Here is a 15,945-nt window from a genome sequence, read left to right as displayed (position 1 = left end):
GCCCCCCCCCTCGCCCGCCTCCTGCGGCAGCAGCGCGCAGGCCGGGTGCTGGGCGGCGGCCGCCGCCTCGGTGACGAATCCGGCGAAGGCCACACGGGCCAGCTCGCCGGATCCGGTGTCGACCCGGCGGGCGGTCGGATGGAGCTGGGCCAGCAGGGCGCGGTCCTCGTCGGTGGCGTCCGCGCCGTCGGCGAGCGCGAGCACGGGCGCGTACTCCAGCTGCCGGGCCCAGGTGTCCCCGACGGTCCGCCGGTCGGTGGGGGCCGCGGCGAGTCCCGCCTCCGCCAGGTCGTCCCCGTCGGCGAGGTACGCCAGGACGAGCGCGGGGTCGACGGCGGTGATCACATTGGTGAGTTCGAGGGCTTCGCCGCCGTGCGCGGCGACGACCTCGGCCATGGCGCGCGGCTCGACGGAGTCCCACAGCTCGACGACGGCGAGCCGGGTCAGCCCGTCCGAGGCCAGCCGCCACAGTTCGGGGAGCAGGTCCTCGCGCAGCGCGCAGCACGCGCAGTCGTTGACCAGGGGCGCCTCGCCCCGGGACAGCTCGCCCGAGGCGTCGCGCACCAGGCGCCGTACGGTCCCCCCGGCCGCCGTGGCCAGGTCGTGGTGCAGGGCGACGCTGCCGGGCACGGTGGCCAGCAGCTCCCGCACCGCACTGCGGCGGGCGTCGCCGTGGAGCCCGCCGACGATGACGACGGGCAGCGTCACGGCTTGCTCCCGTAGCGGCGCTGGAAGCGTTCGACGCGTCCGGCGGTGTCCAGGACACGGGCGGTGCCGGTGTAGAAGGGGTGGCTCTGCGAGGAGATCTCGACGTCGATGACGGGGTAGGTGTGGCCGTCCTCCCATACGACGGTCCTGTCGCTGGTGGCGGTGGACCGGGTGAGGAAGGCGAAGTCGGCGGCCTTGTCGCGGAAGACGACGGGACCGTAGCTGGGGTGGATTGCGGGCTTCACGGTGCGCTCCTTCGAAACGTGGTGGGGCGGGTCAGCGCTCTTCGCGGAAGTCGACGTGCCGGCGGACGACCGGGTCGAACTTGCGCAGCACCATGCGGTCGGGGTCGTTGCGCCGGTTCTTGCGGGTGACGTAGGTGAAGCCGGTGCCCGCGGTGGAGCGGAGCCTGACGATCGGGCGTACTTCGTTGCGTGCCATGGGGCTAGTATATGGGAACGATTTCCATTTCCAATAACAACTTCCATGAGAGGCAGGTACCACCGTGTCCGCCCACTGTCAGCTGACCGGGGCCCGGCCGGGCTTCGGCAACAACATCTCCCACTCGCACCGGCGCACGTCCCGCCGCTTCGACCCCAACGTCCAGCGCAAGCGGTACTGGCTCGCGAGCGAGGGGCGACATGTGCGCCTCACCCTCAGCGCGAAGGCGATCAAGGCCGTGGACGTCATCGGCGTCGAGAGCGCCGTGGCCCGCATCCGGGCCCGCGGAGTGAAGGTCTGATGGCGAGGAAGAGCGAGATCGCGCGGAACGGGCGGCGGCGGGTGACCGTCGAGCGCCATGCCGCCCGGCGGGCGGAGCTGAAGGAGGTGCTCCGGCGGCCGTCCTCGACCGGAGCCGACCGCTCCGCGGCCCTCGCGGAACTGCGGCGCCAGCCGCGCGACGCGAGCGCCACCCGCGTGCGCAACCGGGATGCGGTGGACGGGCGGCCGCGCGGACACCTGCGGAGGTTCGGGCTCTCCCGCATCCGGATGCGTGCCCAGGCGCACGCCGGATTCCTGCCGGGGGTCACGAAGTCGTCCTGGTGACGCCCCGCTGACGTTCCAATCGCTGCGCTGGGTCACCTTTGCCTCGGATGAGACAATCTTGTATCGTTCGAGGCGAAGGAGGCTCACTCGCGATGAACGAAGAAGAACTGCTGGACGGCGCCGCCCGCATCCTCGCTGGCGACCACAGCGCATCGATGGTGCAGATCGCCGCCGGCATCGGCACCAGCCGCGCCACGCTGAGCCGCCGCCACGCGACCCGCGAAGCCCTGCTCAAGGCCGTCGCCGTCCGGGCGATCGAAGTGGTCGACGGGTGCCTGGCCCCGCTCGACCTGGAGCAGAACGCCGACGCGGCCGCCTTTGACGCAGCCCTCGAGGAACTGGTCATCGCCCTGATGCCCGCCGCGCACCTCTACGGCTTCACCTCGCGGGACGCCACCGTTCTCGCGGACCCCGAATTCCGGGCCGGCGTCGACCGGCAGGACCAGCGGGCCCTGGCCTTCCTCGCCCTCGGCCAGCGGCTGGGCCGGCTGCGCGCGGACCTGCCGCCGTACTGGATCTGGTACTCGCTCTGGGGCCTGCTCGACGCGGCCGCCGAGGGCGTCCGCGACGGGCACCTCGCCCCGCGCCAGATCGGCCACCTGGTCCTGACCTCCTTCCTCAGCGGGACGCGACCCGTCGCGCAGCCCCCCGCCGGCGCTCCCGCGCCCTGACACTCCTCACCGCCGTGCGCGCCGCGCGCACCTCTGAACGGAACCCGATGCACACCCCCGCGCAGGCCCCCCGCAGGTGGATCGTCCTGGCGATCCTCTCCGGCAGCCTCCTGCTCATTTCCATGGACACCACGATCCTCAACGTGGCCTTCCCCTCGCTCGTCGGCGATCTCCGGCCGGGCGCCGTGCAGCAGCTGTGGATCATCGACATCTACGCGCTCGCCCTGTCCGGCCTGCTGGTCACCGCGGGCGCGCTCGGCGACCGCTGGGGGCGCAAGCGGCTGCTGATGGCGGGCTTCGGCATCTTCTCGCTCGCCTCGCTCATAGCCGTGTTCTCCACCGAGGCCTGGCACGTGATCGCGGCCCGAGCCCTGCTCGGCATCGGCGGCGCGGCCATCATGCCGTCCACCGTGTCGATCCTGCGCACCGTCTTCACCGACGCCAAGGAGCGCGCCTTCGCACTCGCCGTCTGGGCGGCCGTCTTCGGCGGCGGCATGGCCTTCGGACCGGTCGTCGGCGGACTCCTGGTCCAGGACTACGGCTGGCACTCCGCCTTCCTGCTCAACCTCCCCGTCGCCGCCGTCATCGTCGCGGCCGGCCTGCGCTACCTGCCCGAATCGCGCTCCCCGCGCAGCACCGGCAGGTGGGACTGGTGGGGCGTCGGCCAGTCCGTCGTCGGCATGCTCGCCCTCGCGGGCGGCATCAAGCAGCTCGGCAAGAGCGGAATCGCCGACCCGCTGCCCTGGGCCCTGCTCCTGCTCGCCGCCGTCGCCCTGACCGTCTTCGTGCGCCGTCAGCTGCGCCTGCCCAACCCGCTTCTGCAGGTACGGCTGTTCGCGAAGCCCGCGTTCAGCGTCGCGGCCACCGCGATCTTCCTGCCCATGGTGGGCATGGGCGCGATCCTGTTCCTGGTCACCCAGTGGTTCCAATACGGCGAGGGCTACACCCCGCTGGAGGCGGGCGTGCGCCTGCTGCCGGCCCCGCTCGCGCTGATCGCCGCCTCGATGGTGGCCCCCTCGCTGATGCACCGCTTCGCCATCCGCCACGTGCTCGGTGCCGGGCTGGTCGTCCTGGCCGCCGGCATGGCCCTGCCCTGGACCTTCCAGCAGTTCACCGACCTCGGCTACCCGGCCTTCGCGGCCGCACTGACCGTGATGGGCCTGGGCGCCGGCCTCGCCACCACCGTGGCCTCGGTGACGCTGGTCTCCGCCGCGCCCGCGGCCGAGGTCTCCAGCGCCGCCGCCATCGAGGAGACCTGCTACGAACTCGGCTCGGCCATGGGCGTCGCCGTCCTCGGCTCCACCGCGGCGGCGCTCTACCGGGGCAACCTGCCCGAGCTGGAACTGGACGGACCGAGCACCGCCGCCGTACAGGACTCCGTCGGCGAGGCCGCGCACACCGCCGAACGCCTCGGCGGCGCCCTCGGCCAGACCCTGCTCGACACCGCCTCGCACGCCTACACCCTGGCGATCACTCCGGCCTTCCTGCTGGCAGCCGTACTCGCGGTCGCCGCGGCGGCCACGACCTGGACGCTCATTCCGCGGGACCTCCAGCCCACCGAGAACCACTGACCCGGGCGGCCCGCAGCGCGGGCGCGGCGGGCGCCGGGCCCAGGGTGGTGGTCCCGGGCGCCGCCCGGTGGCCGAGGCCCGTGCGGTACGCGTCCATGGCGGCCTCCACCCGGCCCGTACGCCGCAGCAGATCGCCCAGCAGCCGGCACAGGTCGGCCAGATCGCCCGTCGCCCCGCTGCGCTCGAGCAGCGCCAGGGCCTGTACGTAGTGCTCCTCGGCGCACTCGACCTCACCGCGCTCCTCGGCCATCAGGCCGAGGAGCCGATGCGCGCCGCCCGCGTGCACGGCGCCGTGGCTGTCCCCCAGCTCCAGCAGCGCCGAGAGCAGCCCGGCTGCCTCCTCGGACCGGCCCAGCTGGCGCAGTACGTCGGCCAGCTCTACCTCCACCTGTGCCGTGTAGAGCCCCGCGCGCCGAGCCGACAGCATGTCCCGGGCGATGCGCAACTCCCGCTCGGCCGAGGCGAGTTCGCCGTTCTGCGCCTGTACGTAGCCGCGCATCCAGTGGCAGTGCGCCAGATCGGTCCGCAGCCGCAACTGGCCGTAGATCTCCTGGGCCTTGGCCAGTGAGGCGTCGGCGTCGGCCACCCGCCCCCCGGCCAGGAAGGTCCGGGCCACCTGCCGGTGCATGCCCGCCACCAGCGCCGGGTCGCTGACCCGGGGAGCCAGGGCGAGCGCGAGCTCGGCGGCCCGGGCGGCGCGGGCATGGGCGCCCATGTCGAGGTACGGCCCGATGATCGCGGCGTTGAGCAGTACCAGCGCCTCGGGGTCGGTCAGCCCGCTCGCGCCCAGCTCGTCGATGGTGGATTCGAGCAGGTAGCAGGCGTAGCGCAGCTCGCCCGCGAGCAGGTGCGCGACGGCCCGGCCGCGGATCGGCCGGGCCCGGCGGGGGAGCGGCTCGTCCGCCAGGAGGCGCTCGGCCGCCTCGAAGTGGCCGATGGCGTCCGGCAGCTCGCCGGACTCCAGCGCGCATTCACCGAGCCCGAGCCGCGCCTCCGCCTGCTCGGGGAGCAGCCCGAACTCCTCCGCCTGGGAGAGCAGCCGCCGGTAGCGCGCGGCGGCCTCGTCGGCCGCCCCCGTCGCGAGCGTCTGCTGGGCATCGGTGAGGGCGAGCCGCAGCTCGGTGGCCAGATGGGCGGGGCGGCCGGTGGCCAGCTCCTCGTACGAGGTGCCCAGTCGGGCGGCGAGGAAGCGCAGCGCGGTCTCCGACGGCCGGACCTTGCCCGACTCCAGGGTGGAGATATAGGCCGAGGTATAGGAAGGTTCGGCCAACTGTCGCTGGGTCAGACCGAGTTCGCCGCGCATGCGCTGAACCCTGCGACCGATCCGGGCCGGTTCGTCCATGGAATCCCCCTGGGTGCTCGAACTCCCCAGTATTCAGGGGGAGCAGGCATTGCGCACCTCTCGCGCGCCCCCTAGTTTAAGCAACCGATTCACTGCGCTTAACAAGCTGCTTAACTTCCGTTCCCGGGGGAGGACTTCATGGATCCAGTCAGACGTCCGGACAGGCGTCCGGCCGTGCGCTCGGCGCTGCGCGGAGCCGTCGCGGCGATCTGCGCGACCGCCGCGCTGGTGGCCGCCGGACCGGCGGGCGCGGCCGACGCCGCGACCGCGCCCCGGGTGGAGGTGGAGATACCGGGGCCGGAGCACGGCGGTGACGCCGGATCGGGCCATGCCCGCGTACCGGCCGCCGGCAGCCCGGCGAAGGCCTCGGGCCGGCTCTCCGCGGCCGAGCGCGCGGCCGACGGCGAGGTCACCAAGATGGTCGACAACGGCTCCACCGCCGACCGCCTCGACGTCGTGGTCATCGGTGACGGATACACCGCCGCCGAGCTGGCGCGGTTCCACACCGACGCCGAGCAGAAATGGGCCGAGGTCACCGCCGTCGAGCCCTACACCACCTACCGCAACCTCTTCAACGTCTGGACGGTCGACGCGGTCTCGCACGACTCCGGAGTCTCCGGCGACCCCGACCCGGCCACCGTCCGCGACACGGCCCTCGGTTCGTACTTCTGGTGCGACAACATCGAGCGGCTGCTCTGCATCGACCAGCCCAAGGTCGACGCGTACGTGGCGAAGGCGCCCGCCGCCGACCTCGTCATCGTCCTGGCCAACAGCGCCAAGTACGGCGGAGCGGGCTACAACGAGGCCAGCGCCACCCTCGGCTACGAGGGGATATCGACGGCCTCCGCGGGCCACCCCAAATCCGGTCAGGTCGCCATCCACGAGACCGGCCACTCCCTCGGCAAACTCGCCGACGAATACTTCTACCCGGGCGTCCCGGACTACGAGAAGTACACCGGCCCCGAGCCCGCCGAATCCAACAGCTCGGCCCTCTCGGCCGAACGCATGGCCGCGCGCCGGACCAAGTGGTACCGCTGGCTCGGCGAGGAATCACCCGACGGCGGCACGGTCGGCGCGTACGAGGGCGGCAACTACTTCGTGACCGGGCTGAACCGCCCCACCGACAACTCGCTCATGCGGGTCCTCGGAAAGCCCTTCAACCTGCCCGGCGTCGAGTCCATGATCGGCGGTTTCTACCAGCACGCGCGGATCGTCAGCCCGGTCACCCCGACCGACCGCACGCTGCGGCTGCGCCACACGGCGAAGGCGTCCGTGCCGAGGCTGGCCGGTGCCGACGGCCGCCAACTCGTGGTGCGCTGGTACCTCGACGGCCGGGAACTGAAGCGCTTCGAGGGCCGCACCGAGGTGTCGGTGGCAGAGCTGTGGCTCTTCGACCTCCGCACGCACCGCCTGTCGGTGACGGCCGAGGACCGCACCCCGTCGGTGCGCGACCCGAAGATCATCCGCACCCTGCGCTCCACGGTCGACTGGAACGTCCGGCTCTAGGCCGTGTTCAGAACTGGGTGCGCGACCTCGTCCCGTGCCGTGGTGATCACGGTGTGGGGCGAGGGGACCTTTCGGATGAGCGGTGGGCGGCAGCGGCGGGGATGCCGCGGATGAGCGGCTTGAGGCGAGGCCGTCGTGTACAGCACCCACGACCGGCATCGGGCCGCACGAACATCAAGTCGCGTGGGACAACTTCTGAGCCTTGATCGGTGCGGCCGACCTGGCGGCCTGCTCGATCTTCGCGCAGTGGGCTGCCCGGGCTTCCTCGTCGATCTGCTTCTCGTGTTCGGCGCGCAGCCCGGTCCGGCCGTCGAGGCCCTCGCGCAGGATATCGGCGTGCCCGGTGTGCCGGATGGACTCGCCGAGGACGTGGACCATGACGGCGAACAGGTTCGTGTTGGTATGGGGCTCCGGCCACCACGGCACGTGGCCGGGGGCGTCTAGGGCAAGCTCGTTGATCGTCGCATCCGAGTGTTCCCACGTGCGCCGGTAGAACCCGATGATCTGATCGCGGGTCTCGTCCTCGGTCGCCCACTGATCGCTGCCGTCGGAGTCCTGCCACCGGGACAGCGGTTCCGGGGAAGGGCGGTCGAAGACCTCGCCGAAGTACCTGGCCTCGACGGTGGCCACGTGTTTGACCAGGCCGAGGAGGTTGGTCCCGGTCGCCGTCAAAGGTCGGCGGGCGTCGTATTCGGACAAGCCGTCGAGTTTCCAGAGCAGCGCCTCGCGGTCCCGCCGCAGCCTCCCGTGCAGGTTGTCCTTCGCGAATTCATCGATCATGCGGCATGACCCTTCCATAGGCTGTTCGTGGTCTCAAGATCCCGTACGTGGTCCGTGACGGCCGGCAGAGCCGAGGCTCAGGTCGGAGAGACGTGGGGGTGGGGTGAGTGACGGCTCGTGGCCGGCCCGAACTGCGACGGTTACTGCGCGGGAGAACTGCCCGCCTGCTGTTCGGTGCCGTTCGTAGATCCCGTTGAGTGGTTCGGGACGGGGGCCCGGGAGGTGGGCGGGTGCCAGGTGAGAATCCAGCCGGCGGTGAGCGCCGCCGCGCCGCCCGCCAGGGCGATTGCGCCGCCTGTTCCGACGCCTGCGGCCACCGAGCCGAAGCAGGCCGGCCCGATGCCCTGCAGCGTCATGCTGCCGGAGCCGAGCAGGCCGAAGGCCTGGCCCTGGCCATCCTGCGGCAGGGCGTCCAGGAACGGCCGTTGCAGGCCGAGACCGTAGGCGAATCCGAAGCCGCAGAGCAGCAGCAGACAGGACGAGACGCCCACTCCGGGCTCGGCGGCGAAGCCGACCAGCGGCAGTCCCATCAGCGCAATCAACGGGACTACCAGCCGCTCCCGGGTGGATGGCGGTAGGAGTCGGCCCACCAGTAGGTCGCCGACAAACATGCCGACCGGCAGACAGCCCATCAGCACCGCGTACCGGCCGGGGGCGAAGTGGCGTCCTCCCGCGTAGGCGACGATCAGGCCTTCCGCGCCCGCTACGAACGCGGGCGGTAGCCACTGGGCCAGCATCAGTCGTCGCACCGTGTCTCCGCGCAGCAGCAGGCCCGCGCCGTGCAGGCTTGCCCGGACGGGCCCGCCATGGCCGCGAGCGCTGCCGGGCGTGCCGCCGAACTCTCCCGGCTGCAGCCGGGGTAGCCGGATGCGGACGGCGAGCGCGCAGCCGAGGTAGAGGGCGGCGCTCACCGCGAGTGCCCGGTGCGGGCCGAGTACCGCGACGGCCGCACCTCCCAGCGCCAGACCGAACAATTGCGCCCCCGAGGCGGCGATGTTGTTCAGCGAACGGCCCAGGACATAGGCGTCGCCCTCCAGCCACTGCGCGACCAGCCGACTCGACGCACCGCTGAACACCGGTGTGGCGAGGGCGACCAGCGCCACGACACCGAGGCTTGCCGCGATCGGCATCCGCACCAGGGCGAGCAGCAGGGCGGCGGCGCACTCCAAGGCGTAGCCGCCGGCGATGAGCGCACGCGGCGGCAGTCGGTCGGCCAGTGAGCCCAGCAGCAGCGAGCCGAACAACTGCGGGAGAAAGCCGATGCCGAAGGCCAGTGCGCTCAACAGCGCGGAGCCGGTGGCCGCGAAGACCAGCACCGAGAACGTGGTGATCCGCAGCGAGCCCGCAGTGATCGCGACGATACGGGTCGAGAAGAGCAGCCGGAAGCGAGGCTCGGCCAGCACCTCCCGGTAGGTGGCACGGTGGTTGACCTGCGCGGGTTCGGCGGTTGGGGTCATGACGCCCAGCCTCGCCGTGCGCCCACACCACTCACCAATGATTCGTCGCTGGACGAATCGGAACCGACCTCCCGCGGTAGCCTGGCAGCGTGCTCCGCTTCGAAGTCTCCGTCGAGGACCTGCTGCGCAGCCGCTTCGCACTGTCGCCCGCCATGGACCTCTGCTTGCTGCTACGCGCCCTCGCCGGCCAAGACCGGCCGCTGCCGCGAGCCTGGGCCACCCGGCTCCTGCCGGCCTTTGAACGGCTTCGCCGCGAGACCGACCTGAACGCCGCCCTCGCCCTGTACACCCCTGCGGGCGGCGCGGACTTCGTCGCCCCGCCCCCGCGCGGCCTCAACCAGACCTGGGCGGACGACCTGGCCGTGATCCGGGCCACACCCTTGGAAGCGGCCCGCCGCGAATTCGCCGCCACCGCGACCGGCCCGTCCGCCGGTGATCCCCACGTACGCGCCGTGCTGGACTCGACGGACGCCGTCTCCAGGATCGCCGAGGCGCTGGACCAGGCGTGGCACGAGCTGCTCGCCACGGACTGGCCGCAACTGCGCGCGATCTGTGAGCGCGATGTCGTGCACCGGGTGGGGGTGATCGGCGAACACGGATGGGCCGCGACCATCGAGAGCCTGCACCCGAGCATCGCCTGGCGCGCCGGCGGTATCGAGCTCGGCTTCTTCCCCCGCGTCGGAACAGTCCGCCTCGCCGGCGACGGGCTACTGCTGATCCCTTCGGTCTTCGTCGGGAATGTCGCCGCCCACCTGGAAGACCCCTGGCCCAGGACCTTGGTCTATCCTGCCCGCGGCACCGCCGCCCTGTGGGGCGAACAGGAGACCGTCCCCCAACCGGACGCGCTGACCGCTCTGGTCGGCCGGGCCCGGGCCCGGCTGCTGGTGGCGCTGGACGCCCCGGCCAGTACCAGCCACCTCGCCCGAAGCCTCGCCATGGCACCCGGCGCGGTGGGAGACCACCTCGCCATCCTGCGGAGCGCGGGGCTGCTCGTCCGCGCCCGGTCCGGACGTTCGGTGCTCTACCGGCGCACCCCGCTCGGCGAGGCACTGGTCGCCGGTTCGGGCTGAGGGCCGGCGCGTCTGAGCCCTTCAGGACCCGCGGGTGGGAGCCGTCGACGGAGGCGCGGGACAGGGATCATCCAGAGGGGCGGCAGGCCGTCCTCGTACCCCTCGACCTCATAGGTCCTCAGCATCTTGGAGACGGGCTCCCTGATGTTTCCCCGCAGGAAGGGGATCGCGTTGACCAGGTACTCCCTGGCGTCGAGCAGGCTCTCCAGGACATTGAAGTACACCGCGCCGCGGGCGAGCTCGGTGTCGTACGCGTACACCTCCTCGGCGAACCCGAAGCACCTGCGCAGCAGGTCCTCGTCCCCGTCCGGCGCTGCCAGGGCCGGCTGGAGGACGGGCCTGACCAACCCGTCCAGCAGCATCCCGTAGAGACTCAGCTCGCCTTCCGAGGTCGGCAGCGCCTCACCCGGCCCGACCTCGTACTTCTCCTCCAGGAAGGGCCTCGTCTCGGGAACCGTTTCGAGCATGCGCGCGAGGATGTCATCCGTGATCACAGCTGGTCCGATCCTTCTGTCAGTAGTGGACGACGGGACATTCGCCGAAGATCCCACAGCGGAAGCCGGTCCCGGTCGTGGCCTCCGTGGACCCGTGGCAGGACCACCTCCGGACAGGAGATCACATGAGTGATCCAGTTCCGGAACACGGCCCGGCAGGGTCCGGCCGCCCGGGCCGCGCCGCTCACAGGCCGGCGACGGTGAGGATCGCCTCCATCGAAGCGTGGGGGAGCCGGGGTGAGCGGGCCGCGGCCCCGGCCGCACGCCCGTCCTCGTCCCCGAGTAGCTTCAGGAGGGCCGGGACGGGCAGGTTCGGGTGGGCGGCCGCCGCGCGGCGGCCCGCGGCGTCCTCGTCCCCGGCCAGACGTTCGACCAGTTCCGCCGGCAGCGCCGGATCCTTCAGGGCGAGGGCGCGCATCCGGGGGTCGGGGTCGGTCGCGAACCGGCGCATGGTCCCGGGCGGGAAGACCGCGTGGTCGGCCGGGCGGCCGGGGAACTTGCGGCTCGGCGTGTGCCGGCGTTCGAGGCGTTCGGCCGTCTCCGGGTCCAGTACGGACACCGCGGCGGCCATCGCCGTCCGGACCTTGCCGTCCTCGTCCTCGAACAGCCGGCTGACGGCCGCAGGTGGCAGGGCGTCTCCGGCCGACGCGGCCGAGCGGCGGAACACGACGTACGGCGAGTCGGCGTGGGCGAGGGGATCCTCCCGCACCCACGGGAGGATCCGCATGTTCAGGTCCATCATCGCGAGGGAGCAGAAGAAGTCCTGCTCGTCCGCCTCGATGAGGTCGGCCCCGGCCCTCTCCGACCCGGCCTGCAGGCCCGCGTGGATCACCGCACGCAGCCCCTCGGGGGTGTCCCTGCGCGTGAAGACCTCGGCCCGGACCAGTGGGTTCTCGTCGCGTCCCAGCAGCTCCACGAGATCTGCGGCAAGCCCCGGGTGGCCCGCGAGGGCGCCGCGGACGTCGGGGTCCTCGTCGGCCGCCAACCTGCGCGCCGTCTGCGGGTCGAGATCGATGTGCGGTACCACGCCCGCTCTGGTCACGGGGTCGGCGAGCAGCCCCGGGTGGAGGTCGGCCGGAGGTACGGGGTGCGGCAGCTTGCGGAAGTAGACGGCGCAGGCGGCTGCCCGGACCGTGGGCTCGGAGTCGGTCAGCAGGGTGCGGCGGACGTTCTCCGGGGCATCGGTCCACCACTGTGCGAGCTCGGCGCGGACCACGGGGTCCGGATCGGCGGCCAACCGGGCGCGCAGATCGGCCGGCACCCGCCCGTGGCCCGCCACCGCCTTGCGGACCTGCGCGGCCGGGTCGGCGACGAACGCCGCGAACAGGTCCCGCGGGAGGGAGACGTCGCGACTGGCCACGGCCGCGCGGACCGAGTCGTCGTCGCTCCGCGCCAGCTCGCGCTTGACGTCGAGCGGAAGGTCGGGGTTGCAGGCGAGCGAGTGGGTCGCCCACTCGTCGCCGACGGCCATGATCTCCTCGGCCAGACGCTCCGTCAGATCCTTCCGCCACCTCGCCGCCTCCTCGCGGGCCGGGCCGTGGTGGATCAGCCGCCGCAGCAGCGGAACGGGTAGCTCCGCGTTCCGGGCGAGCCCTTCGAGGACCTCACGGAGGTGGACCGGAACCGGAAGCTTCGGCGGAGTCTGCATGGCTGATCATCCTATGCATCCGGGTGAAGGGCGGTGCGGGGCCACCGGTACCTGTCAAGTCACGACATCGAGGGTCATGACGCGATTCCGGCCGACGGGGCCTAATCGAGGTATGGGCCGCACGGAACCGGTGGCCCACCCCTCATCCCCGCACCCAGGAGGTTGCCATGTCCCGGATCTTCCGTACCCCCCTGCGCCTCGCGCTTCTCACCGCTTCGACCTCGCTGGTGGCGGGCGGCGTACTCCTGCCCACCGGCGCGTTCGCCGCCCCGGCCGCGCCGCACACGGTCACCCTCCCGGCAGAGCGGGGCGATCAAGACCAGGACGGAAGCTGGGGCGGGGACAACGAAGAGGCAGCGTCCCCCGAGAACCCCGCCGACGAGGCCGAGGAGCCCGGCGACCCAGCAGGCTCCGACCCGGCCGACTCCGCCCCCGCGGACTCCGAGCCTGCGGACTCCGAGCCCGCTGACTCCGAGCCCGGCATCGTTACGGAGGAGTCCTGCAACGACCCGATGGCGCTCCCGGGGCTGTGCGTCGACGGCAAGCCGCTGCCGAAGGGCGACGACACCGTCGTGGTCCCCCAGGGGCCGCAGCTGTGCCTCGGAATCGACACGCCCGAACAGTGTGCGGACCGGCAGAAGCCCCGTGTGCCGAGCCCCACGGGCAGCTCGACCGTCGAGCTCGCGATCTGACCCGGGCATCCGGCCCCGGACGCGTGCGAAGGGCGCGGCTCCCGGCGGGGCCGGGCCCTTTCAGCCGGGCAGCTGCTCGACGACGCTGGTGCCGTGGCCCTCCTGGGACTCCCATGACCACGTCTCCTCCAGGCGGAGGCGGCCGTCGGGGAGCTCCGTCACGAGCGAGGTGCAGTGCCCGGAGGCGGTCGTGCCGTCGAGCCGGAGCTGGACGTAACGGAAGTCGACGGTCCGCCCGGCCCGCGTGCCGACGAGGTAGCCCCTGAGGACCTCCCCGCCGCGGTATTCCGCCCAGACCCGGCCGTCCTGCTCGTGGTACTCGAACCGGGTCTGCCGGCCGACCTGGCCGGGCGCCTGGTCGGCCACGGGGGCGAAGACGAGGCCGTCGAGCGAGCGCGCCACGGATGACTCCTGGGGGAAGGCGGTCCGGGGCAGCCCCCGGCCGCGCGGACGGTCCGGCCCCTCACCCTAGATCTCTTTCGGATCTTGGCGGCCCGGCAGGATCCGAACAGAGACGACCCAGGCGCACTCGCCGGCCCGCGGCGGACCGCACAGCGGCCGGTGGCCGCGGCGACGGGGGATCGCGGCGGACACCGGCCGGTGCCGGAGCAGTGGGGGAGGCGTACGGGCTACATGGGGTCCATGCCCCGGTCGTCCATACGGCCCTCCTGCTCGCTCTGCTCCTGGAGGCGGCGGGCCTTCTCCTTCAGCCGACGGCGCTCTTCCGGGTCGGTGGAACGCTCGGCCGCATCGTTCAGCTCCTGGGCCTTGGCGCGCATCTGCTGGGACCGGCCGCGGGACTCGCCTGAAACGCTCATGATCGCTCCTTGGATCTGTGGGAGAGCGGGCGGATTCAGCGAACCAGGACTGCCGTGCGCGCGCATCTCGAAGCGTCACCGAGTGTGAGCCGGGCCTGCCGCGGTCGTCAGCGGGGGCGGTCAGTCCGTGTCCGAGCCGAGGGCGGTGGTGAGCGTGAACAGCGCCCCGTCCGGGTCGCGGAGCGTCACCCACCGCTCCGCCGCGTTCGAGGTGATGTCCGAGACGGTCCGCCCGCCCAGCGAGACGGCCGTCTCCACCGCCGGACGGAGCTTCGGCACGCGGAAGTGGACGTGCCAGCGGGGCCTGGTGTGCGGGGAGTAGGAGGCGATCTCCACGGGGCCGCTGTTCAGGCGGGCGACGGGTTCGCCGTCCTGCCGCAGCACGACCTGGTCCTCCTCGTACGAGACCTCGCAGCAGCCGGCGCGGCCGGTGGCCCACTCCAGCACCGCGCCGTAGAACATCGCCGCGTCGAGGGCGTTCCTCGTGCGCAGTTCCAGCCAGGCGGGTGCGGGGCCCCTGCCCACCCGCCAGTCCGCCTCCACATTTCCCTCCCAGATCCCGAAGACGGCGCCGTCGGGGTCCGCGACGAGCGCGGCGCGGCCGCCGGACTCGAAGGAGACCGGACCGACCGCGATCGTGCCCGTCCGCTCCCGGATCCGGTCCACCGCCACATCGGCGTCGTCGACGGCGAAGTACGGGGTCCACGCCGCCGCGACCCCCAGGTCCACGGCCAGCGCCCCGATGCCCGCCACCGGTACGCGGCCCCGGTAGGCCAGCGAGAACGCTTCGCCGAGGCGGGTCGGGCGGAACCGCCAGCCCGCGACCGCACCGTAGAAATGCTGGGCCGTGCCGAGGTCGCGCGTCATCAGGCTCACCCAGCACGGGGCCCCGAAGACCTCCCTCGTCGAAATCTCCACCGCTCGCTCCGTCCCTGATGAGCCGCCCGCTCCGCTTCTCATTCTGGTCCTTTTGGTGACGATCTTCGCGATCTGCGGCGGCAACTGCACACAGAAGGTGTCCGAGAATCACGCTCCGTGGCGATCCCGCCGGGTGGCGCTCGGCGATAGCCTCGGTCCCGGACCCCCCCGCAGCCCCGGAAGGCAGGTCTCCCATGGCCGGATCCCAGATTCCCGTGATCGACCTCGGGCCGTGGCGGTCCGGCGGGCCCGAAGCACGTGCCCGGACGGCCGCCCGCGTCGACGAGGCCCTGCGGGCGGCCGGCTTCCTGCTGGTGACCGGGCACGGCGTGGACCCCGCCCTGCCCGCCCGGATCCGGGAGGCGGCGGGTGCGTTCTTCCGGCTGCCCGCGAGCGCGAAGGGACCGTACGCCGTCACGGTCGGCGGCCGGGGCTGGCTCGGTCCCGGGGCGGAGGCCAACAGCTACGCGGAGGGGACGGCCTCGCCGCCCGACCTCAAGGAATCCTGGTCCTTCGCGGCCGAGGACCCCACCGGCCTCCCCGCCGTGGACGCCGAGTGGTTCCTGCCGAACGTCTGGCCGGCAGAAGTGCCGCAGCTCCGGCCGCTGGTGACGGAGTACCTGCGCCTGATGAGGCTCCTCTCCGACGAACTGCTGGAGCTCCTGGCGGGTGCCCTGGGCCTCGCCGAGGACCACTTCACCCGCCACACCTCACACCCCACCTGGGGGTTCAACCTCAACTGGTACCCGGGCACCGAGGTCGTCGGCCCGCCACTGCCCGGCCAGTTCCGGATCGGGGCGCACACGGACTTCGGGACGGTCACGGTACTCGACCGGCAACTGGGCGCGGGCGGGCTCCAGATCCACACCGACACCGACGGCTGGCAGGACGCGCCCTACGACCCGGCGGCGCTCACCGTCAACATCGGCGATCTCATGGCCCGCTGGACGGGCGACCGCTGGCGCGCGGGCCGCCACCGCGTGCTGCCCCCGCCCGCCCACACCCCCGCCGAGGAGCTGATCTCCCTCGTCTACTTCTACGAGTGCGACCCGCACACCCGGGTGGAGTCCCTGCCCGCCCCGGTCGGCCGGGTGGTGCACGACCCCGTCGACTCCCACACCTACCTGCGGGGCAAACTCGACTCGATCAGCGTGCCCACGCCCCAGGAGTGACCCGGCGCGTGACCCGGCGCCCTGCCTGTTCCCCGGGGAACAGGCAGGGCG

The 15,945-nt window shown here is 72.5% G+C and carries 19 protein-coding genes; 8 read left to right on the top strand and 11 right to left on the bottom strand.

The genetic code is table 11. The features are described 5' to 3' along the window. The 3 genes from ACWGE1_RS33205 to rpmG all read right to left on the bottom strand — a co-directional run. Window positions 1-708, bottom strand: a 708-nt coding sequence (locus ACWGE1_RS33205; RefSeq protein ID WP_453424164.1) for a GTP-binding protein, incomplete at its 3' end; no start/stop codon positions are given. Continuing rightward, window positions 705-953: a type B 50S ribosomal protein L31 gene (locus ACWGE1_RS33200; protein WP_453424163.1), complete on the bottom strand. Its 249-nt coding sequence runs from the start codon at window positions 951-953 to the stop codon at window positions 705-707. The genes ACWGE1_RS33200 and ACWGE1_RS33205, both read right to left, overlap by 4 nt. 31 nt (window positions 954-984) lie before the next feature. Beyond that, window positions 985-1,149 carry a 50S ribosomal protein L33 gene (gene rpmG / locus ACWGE1_RS33195; protein WP_453424162.1) on the bottom strand — a complete coding sequence of 55 codons (165 nt, stop codon included), beginning with the start codon at window positions 1,147-1,149 and terminating at the stop codon, window positions 985-987. A gap of 64 nt (window positions 1,150-1,213) precedes the next feature. Here rpmG and rpmB point away from each other — a divergent pair, with 64 nt between their 5' ends. From rpmB to ACWGE1_RS33175, 4 genes are all read left to right on the top strand, one after another. Beyond that, window positions 1,214-1,450, top strand: coding sequence for a 50S ribosomal protein L28 (gene rpmB, locus ACWGE1_RS33190; protein ID WP_453424161.1), 237 nt, complete (start codon window positions 1,214-1,216; stop codon window positions 1,448-1,450). Further along, window positions 1,450-1,755, top strand: a complete 306-nt coding sequence (rpsN, locus tag ACWGE1_RS33185; protein WP_453424160.1) for a 30S ribosomal protein S14 — start codon at window positions 1,450-1,452, stop codon at window positions 1,753-1,755. The genes rpmB and rpsN overlap by 1 nt, the downstream gene beginning before the upstream one ends. 92 nt (window positions 1,756-1,847) lie before the next feature. Then, on the top strand, window positions 1,848-2,426 hold the full coding sequence (locus ACWGE1_RS33180) for a TetR/AcrR family transcriptional regulator (protein ID WP_453424159.1): 579 nt from the start codon (window positions 1,848-1,850) through the stop codon (window positions 2,424-2,426). A 47-nt stretch (window positions 2,427-2,473) separates the two neighbouring features. Then, window positions 2,474-3,997: an MFS transporter gene (locus tag ACWGE1_RS33175; RefSeq protein WP_453424158.1), complete on the top strand. Its 1,524-nt coding sequence runs from the start codon at window positions 2,474-2,476 to the stop codon at window positions 3,995-3,997. Here ACWGE1_RS33175 and ACWGE1_RS33170 read toward each other — a convergent pair. Beyond that, on the bottom strand, window positions 3,960-5,339 hold the full coding sequence (locus tag ACWGE1_RS33170; protein WP_453424157.1) for a tetratricopeptide repeat protein: 1,380 nt from the start codon (window positions 5,337-5,339) through the stop codon (window positions 3,960-3,962). The genes ACWGE1_RS33175 and ACWGE1_RS33170 overlap by 38 nt on opposite strands. Before the next feature lie 138 nt (window positions 5,340-5,477). Here ACWGE1_RS33170 and ACWGE1_RS33165 point away from each other — a divergent pair, with 138 nt between their 5' ends. Further along, window positions 5,478-6,845: a M64 family metallopeptidase gene (locus ACWGE1_RS33165; RefSeq protein ID WP_453424156.1), complete on the top strand. Its 1,368-nt coding sequence runs from the start codon at window positions 5,478-5,480 to the stop codon at window positions 6,843-6,845. Between the two features lie 174 nt (window positions 6,846-7,019). On the opposite strand, the gene ACWGE1_RS33160 is transcribed toward ACWGE1_RS33165, so the two are convergent. Both ACWGE1_RS33160 and ACWGE1_RS33155 read right to left on the bottom strand, forming a co-directional pair. Then, window positions 7,020-7,625 carry a DinB family protein gene (locus ACWGE1_RS33160; protein ID WP_453424155.1) on the bottom strand — a complete coding sequence of 202 codons (606 nt, stop codon included), beginning with the start codon at window positions 7,623-7,625 and terminating at the stop codon, window positions 7,020-7,022. A gap of 140 nt (window positions 7,626-7,765) precedes the next feature. Continuing rightward, on the bottom strand, window positions 7,766-9,082 hold the full coding sequence (locus ACWGE1_RS33155; protein ID WP_453424154.1) for an MFS transporter: 1,317 nt from the start codon (window positions 9,080-9,082) through the stop codon (window positions 7,766-7,768). An 89-nt stretch (window positions 9,083-9,171) separates the two neighbouring features. Here ACWGE1_RS33155 and ACWGE1_RS33150 point away from each other — a divergent pair, with 89 nt between their 5' ends. Continuing rightward, entirely contained in the window at window positions 9,172-10,152 is a 981-nt protein-coding gene (locus ACWGE1_RS33150; protein WP_453424153.1) for an ArsR/SmtB family transcription factor, read from the top strand. On the opposite strand, the gene ACWGE1_RS33145 is transcribed toward ACWGE1_RS33150, so the two are convergent. Continuing rightward, complete coding sequence (locus ACWGE1_RS33145; RefSeq protein ID WP_453424152.1) at window positions 10,104-10,646, bottom strand: DUF7674 family protein; 543 nt, start codon at window positions 10,644-10,646, stop codon at window positions 10,104-10,106. The two genes, ACWGE1_RS33150 and ACWGE1_RS33145, sit on opposite strands and share 49 nt — an antisense overlap. A gap of 184 nt (window positions 10,647-10,830) precedes the next feature. After that, a complete protein-coding gene (locus ACWGE1_RS33140; protein WP_453424151.1) occupies window positions 10,831-12,294 on the bottom strand; it encodes a hypothetical protein in 1,464 nt (487 codons plus the stop codon). Between the two features lie 167 nt (window positions 12,295-12,461). On the opposite strand from ACWGE1_RS33140, the gene ACWGE1_RS33135 reads away from it, so the two are divergent. Then, entirely contained in the window at window positions 12,462-12,986 is a 525-nt protein-coding gene (locus ACWGE1_RS33135) for a hypothetical protein (RefSeq protein WP_453424150.1), read from the top strand. A 60-nt stretch (window positions 12,987-13,046) separates the two neighbouring features. On the opposite strand, the gene ACWGE1_RS33130 is transcribed toward ACWGE1_RS33135, so the two are convergent. From ACWGE1_RS33130 to ACWGE1_RS33120, 3 genes are all read right to left on the bottom strand, one after another. Continuing rightward, on the bottom strand, window positions 13,047-13,388 hold the full coding sequence (locus ACWGE1_RS33130; RefSeq protein ID WP_453424149.1) for a hypothetical protein: 342 nt from the start codon (window positions 13,386-13,388) through the stop codon (window positions 13,047-13,049). A gap of 227 nt (window positions 13,389-13,615) precedes the next feature. Then, window positions 13,616-13,804: a DUF6381 family protein gene (locus ACWGE1_RS33125; RefSeq protein ID WP_030384902.1), complete on the bottom strand. Its 189-nt coding sequence runs from the start codon at window positions 13,802-13,804 to the stop codon at window positions 13,616-13,618. A gap of 120 nt (window positions 13,805-13,924) precedes the next feature. After that, window positions 13,925-14,671: a VOC family protein gene (locus ACWGE1_RS33120; protein ID WP_453424165.1), complete on the bottom strand. Its 747-nt coding sequence runs from the start codon at window positions 14,669-14,671 to the stop codon at window positions 13,925-13,927. Window positions 14,672-14,916: 245 nt separating this feature from the next. Here ACWGE1_RS33120 and ACWGE1_RS33115 point away from each other — a divergent pair, with 245 nt between their 5' ends. Beyond that, window positions 14,917-15,894 (top strand): isopenicillin N synthase family dioxygenase, encoded by a 978-nt coding sequence (locus ACWGE1_RS33115; RefSeq protein ID WP_453424148.1) that lies wholly within the window; start codon window positions 14,917-14,919, stop codon window positions 15,892-15,894. Window positions 15,895-15,945: the final 51 nt, after the last annotated feature.

This window comes from Streptomyces sp. NPDC054932, assembly GCF_053610205.1.
This window is presented reverse-complemented; position numbering and strand designations above follow the sequence as displayed.

What these genes read in the sequence shown, in the direction of transcription:
- rpmG (WP_453424162.1), bottom strand. Translation starts at nt 1,149, where the DNA reads ATGGCACGCAACGAAGTACGCCCGATCGTCAGGCTCCGCTCCACCGCG.
- rpsN (WP_453424160.1), top strand. Translation starts at nt 1,450, where the DNA reads ATGGCGAGGAAGAGCGAGATCGCGCGGAACGGGCGGCGGCGGGTGACC.
- ACWGE1_RS33180 (WP_453424159.1), top strand. Translation starts at nt 1,848, where the DNA reads ATGAACGAAGAAGAACTGCTGGACGGCGCCGCCCGCATCCTCGCTGGC.
- ACWGE1_RS33175 (WP_453424158.1), top strand. Translation starts at nt 2,474, where the DNA reads ATGCACACCCCCGCGCAGGCCCCCCGCAGGTGGATCGTCCTGGCGATC.
- ACWGE1_RS33170 (WP_453424157.1), bottom strand. Translation starts at nt 5,339, where the DNA reads ATGGACGAACCGGCCCGGATCGGTCGCAGGGTTCAGCGCATGCGCGGC.
- ACWGE1_RS33165 (WP_453424156.1), top strand. Translation starts at nt 5,478, where the DNA reads ATGGATCCAGTCAGACGTCCGGACAGGCGTCCGGCCGTGCGCTCGGCG.
- ACWGE1_RS33160 (WP_453424155.1), bottom strand. Translation starts at nt 7,625, where the DNA reads ATGATCGATGAATTCGCGAAGGACAACCTGCACGGGAGGCTGCGGCGG.
- ACWGE1_RS33155 (WP_453424154.1), bottom strand. Translation starts at nt 9,082, where the DNA reads ATGACCCCAACCGCCGAACCCGCGCAGGTCAACCACCGTGCCACCTAC.
- ACWGE1_RS33140 (WP_453424151.1), bottom strand. Translation starts at nt 12,294, where the DNA reads ATGCAGACTCCGCCGAAGCTTCCGGTTCCGGTCCACCTCCGTGAGGTC.
- ACWGE1_RS33135 (WP_453424150.1), top strand. Translation starts at nt 12,462, where the DNA reads ATGTCCCGGATCTTCCGTACCCCCCTGCGCCTCGCGCTTCTCACCGCT.
- ACWGE1_RS33125 (WP_030384902.1), bottom strand. Translation starts at nt 13,804, where the DNA reads ATGAGCGTTTCAGGCGAGTCCCGCGGCCGGTCCCAGCAGATGCGCGCC.
- ACWGE1_RS33120 (WP_453424165.1), bottom strand. Translation starts at nt 14,671, where the DNA reads ATGACGCGCGACCTCGGCACGGCCCAGCATTTCTACGGTGCGGTCGCG.
- ACWGE1_RS33115 (WP_453424148.1), top strand. Translation starts at nt 14,917, where the DNA reads ATGGCCGGATCCCAGATTCCCGTGATCGACCTCGGGCCGTGGCGGTCC.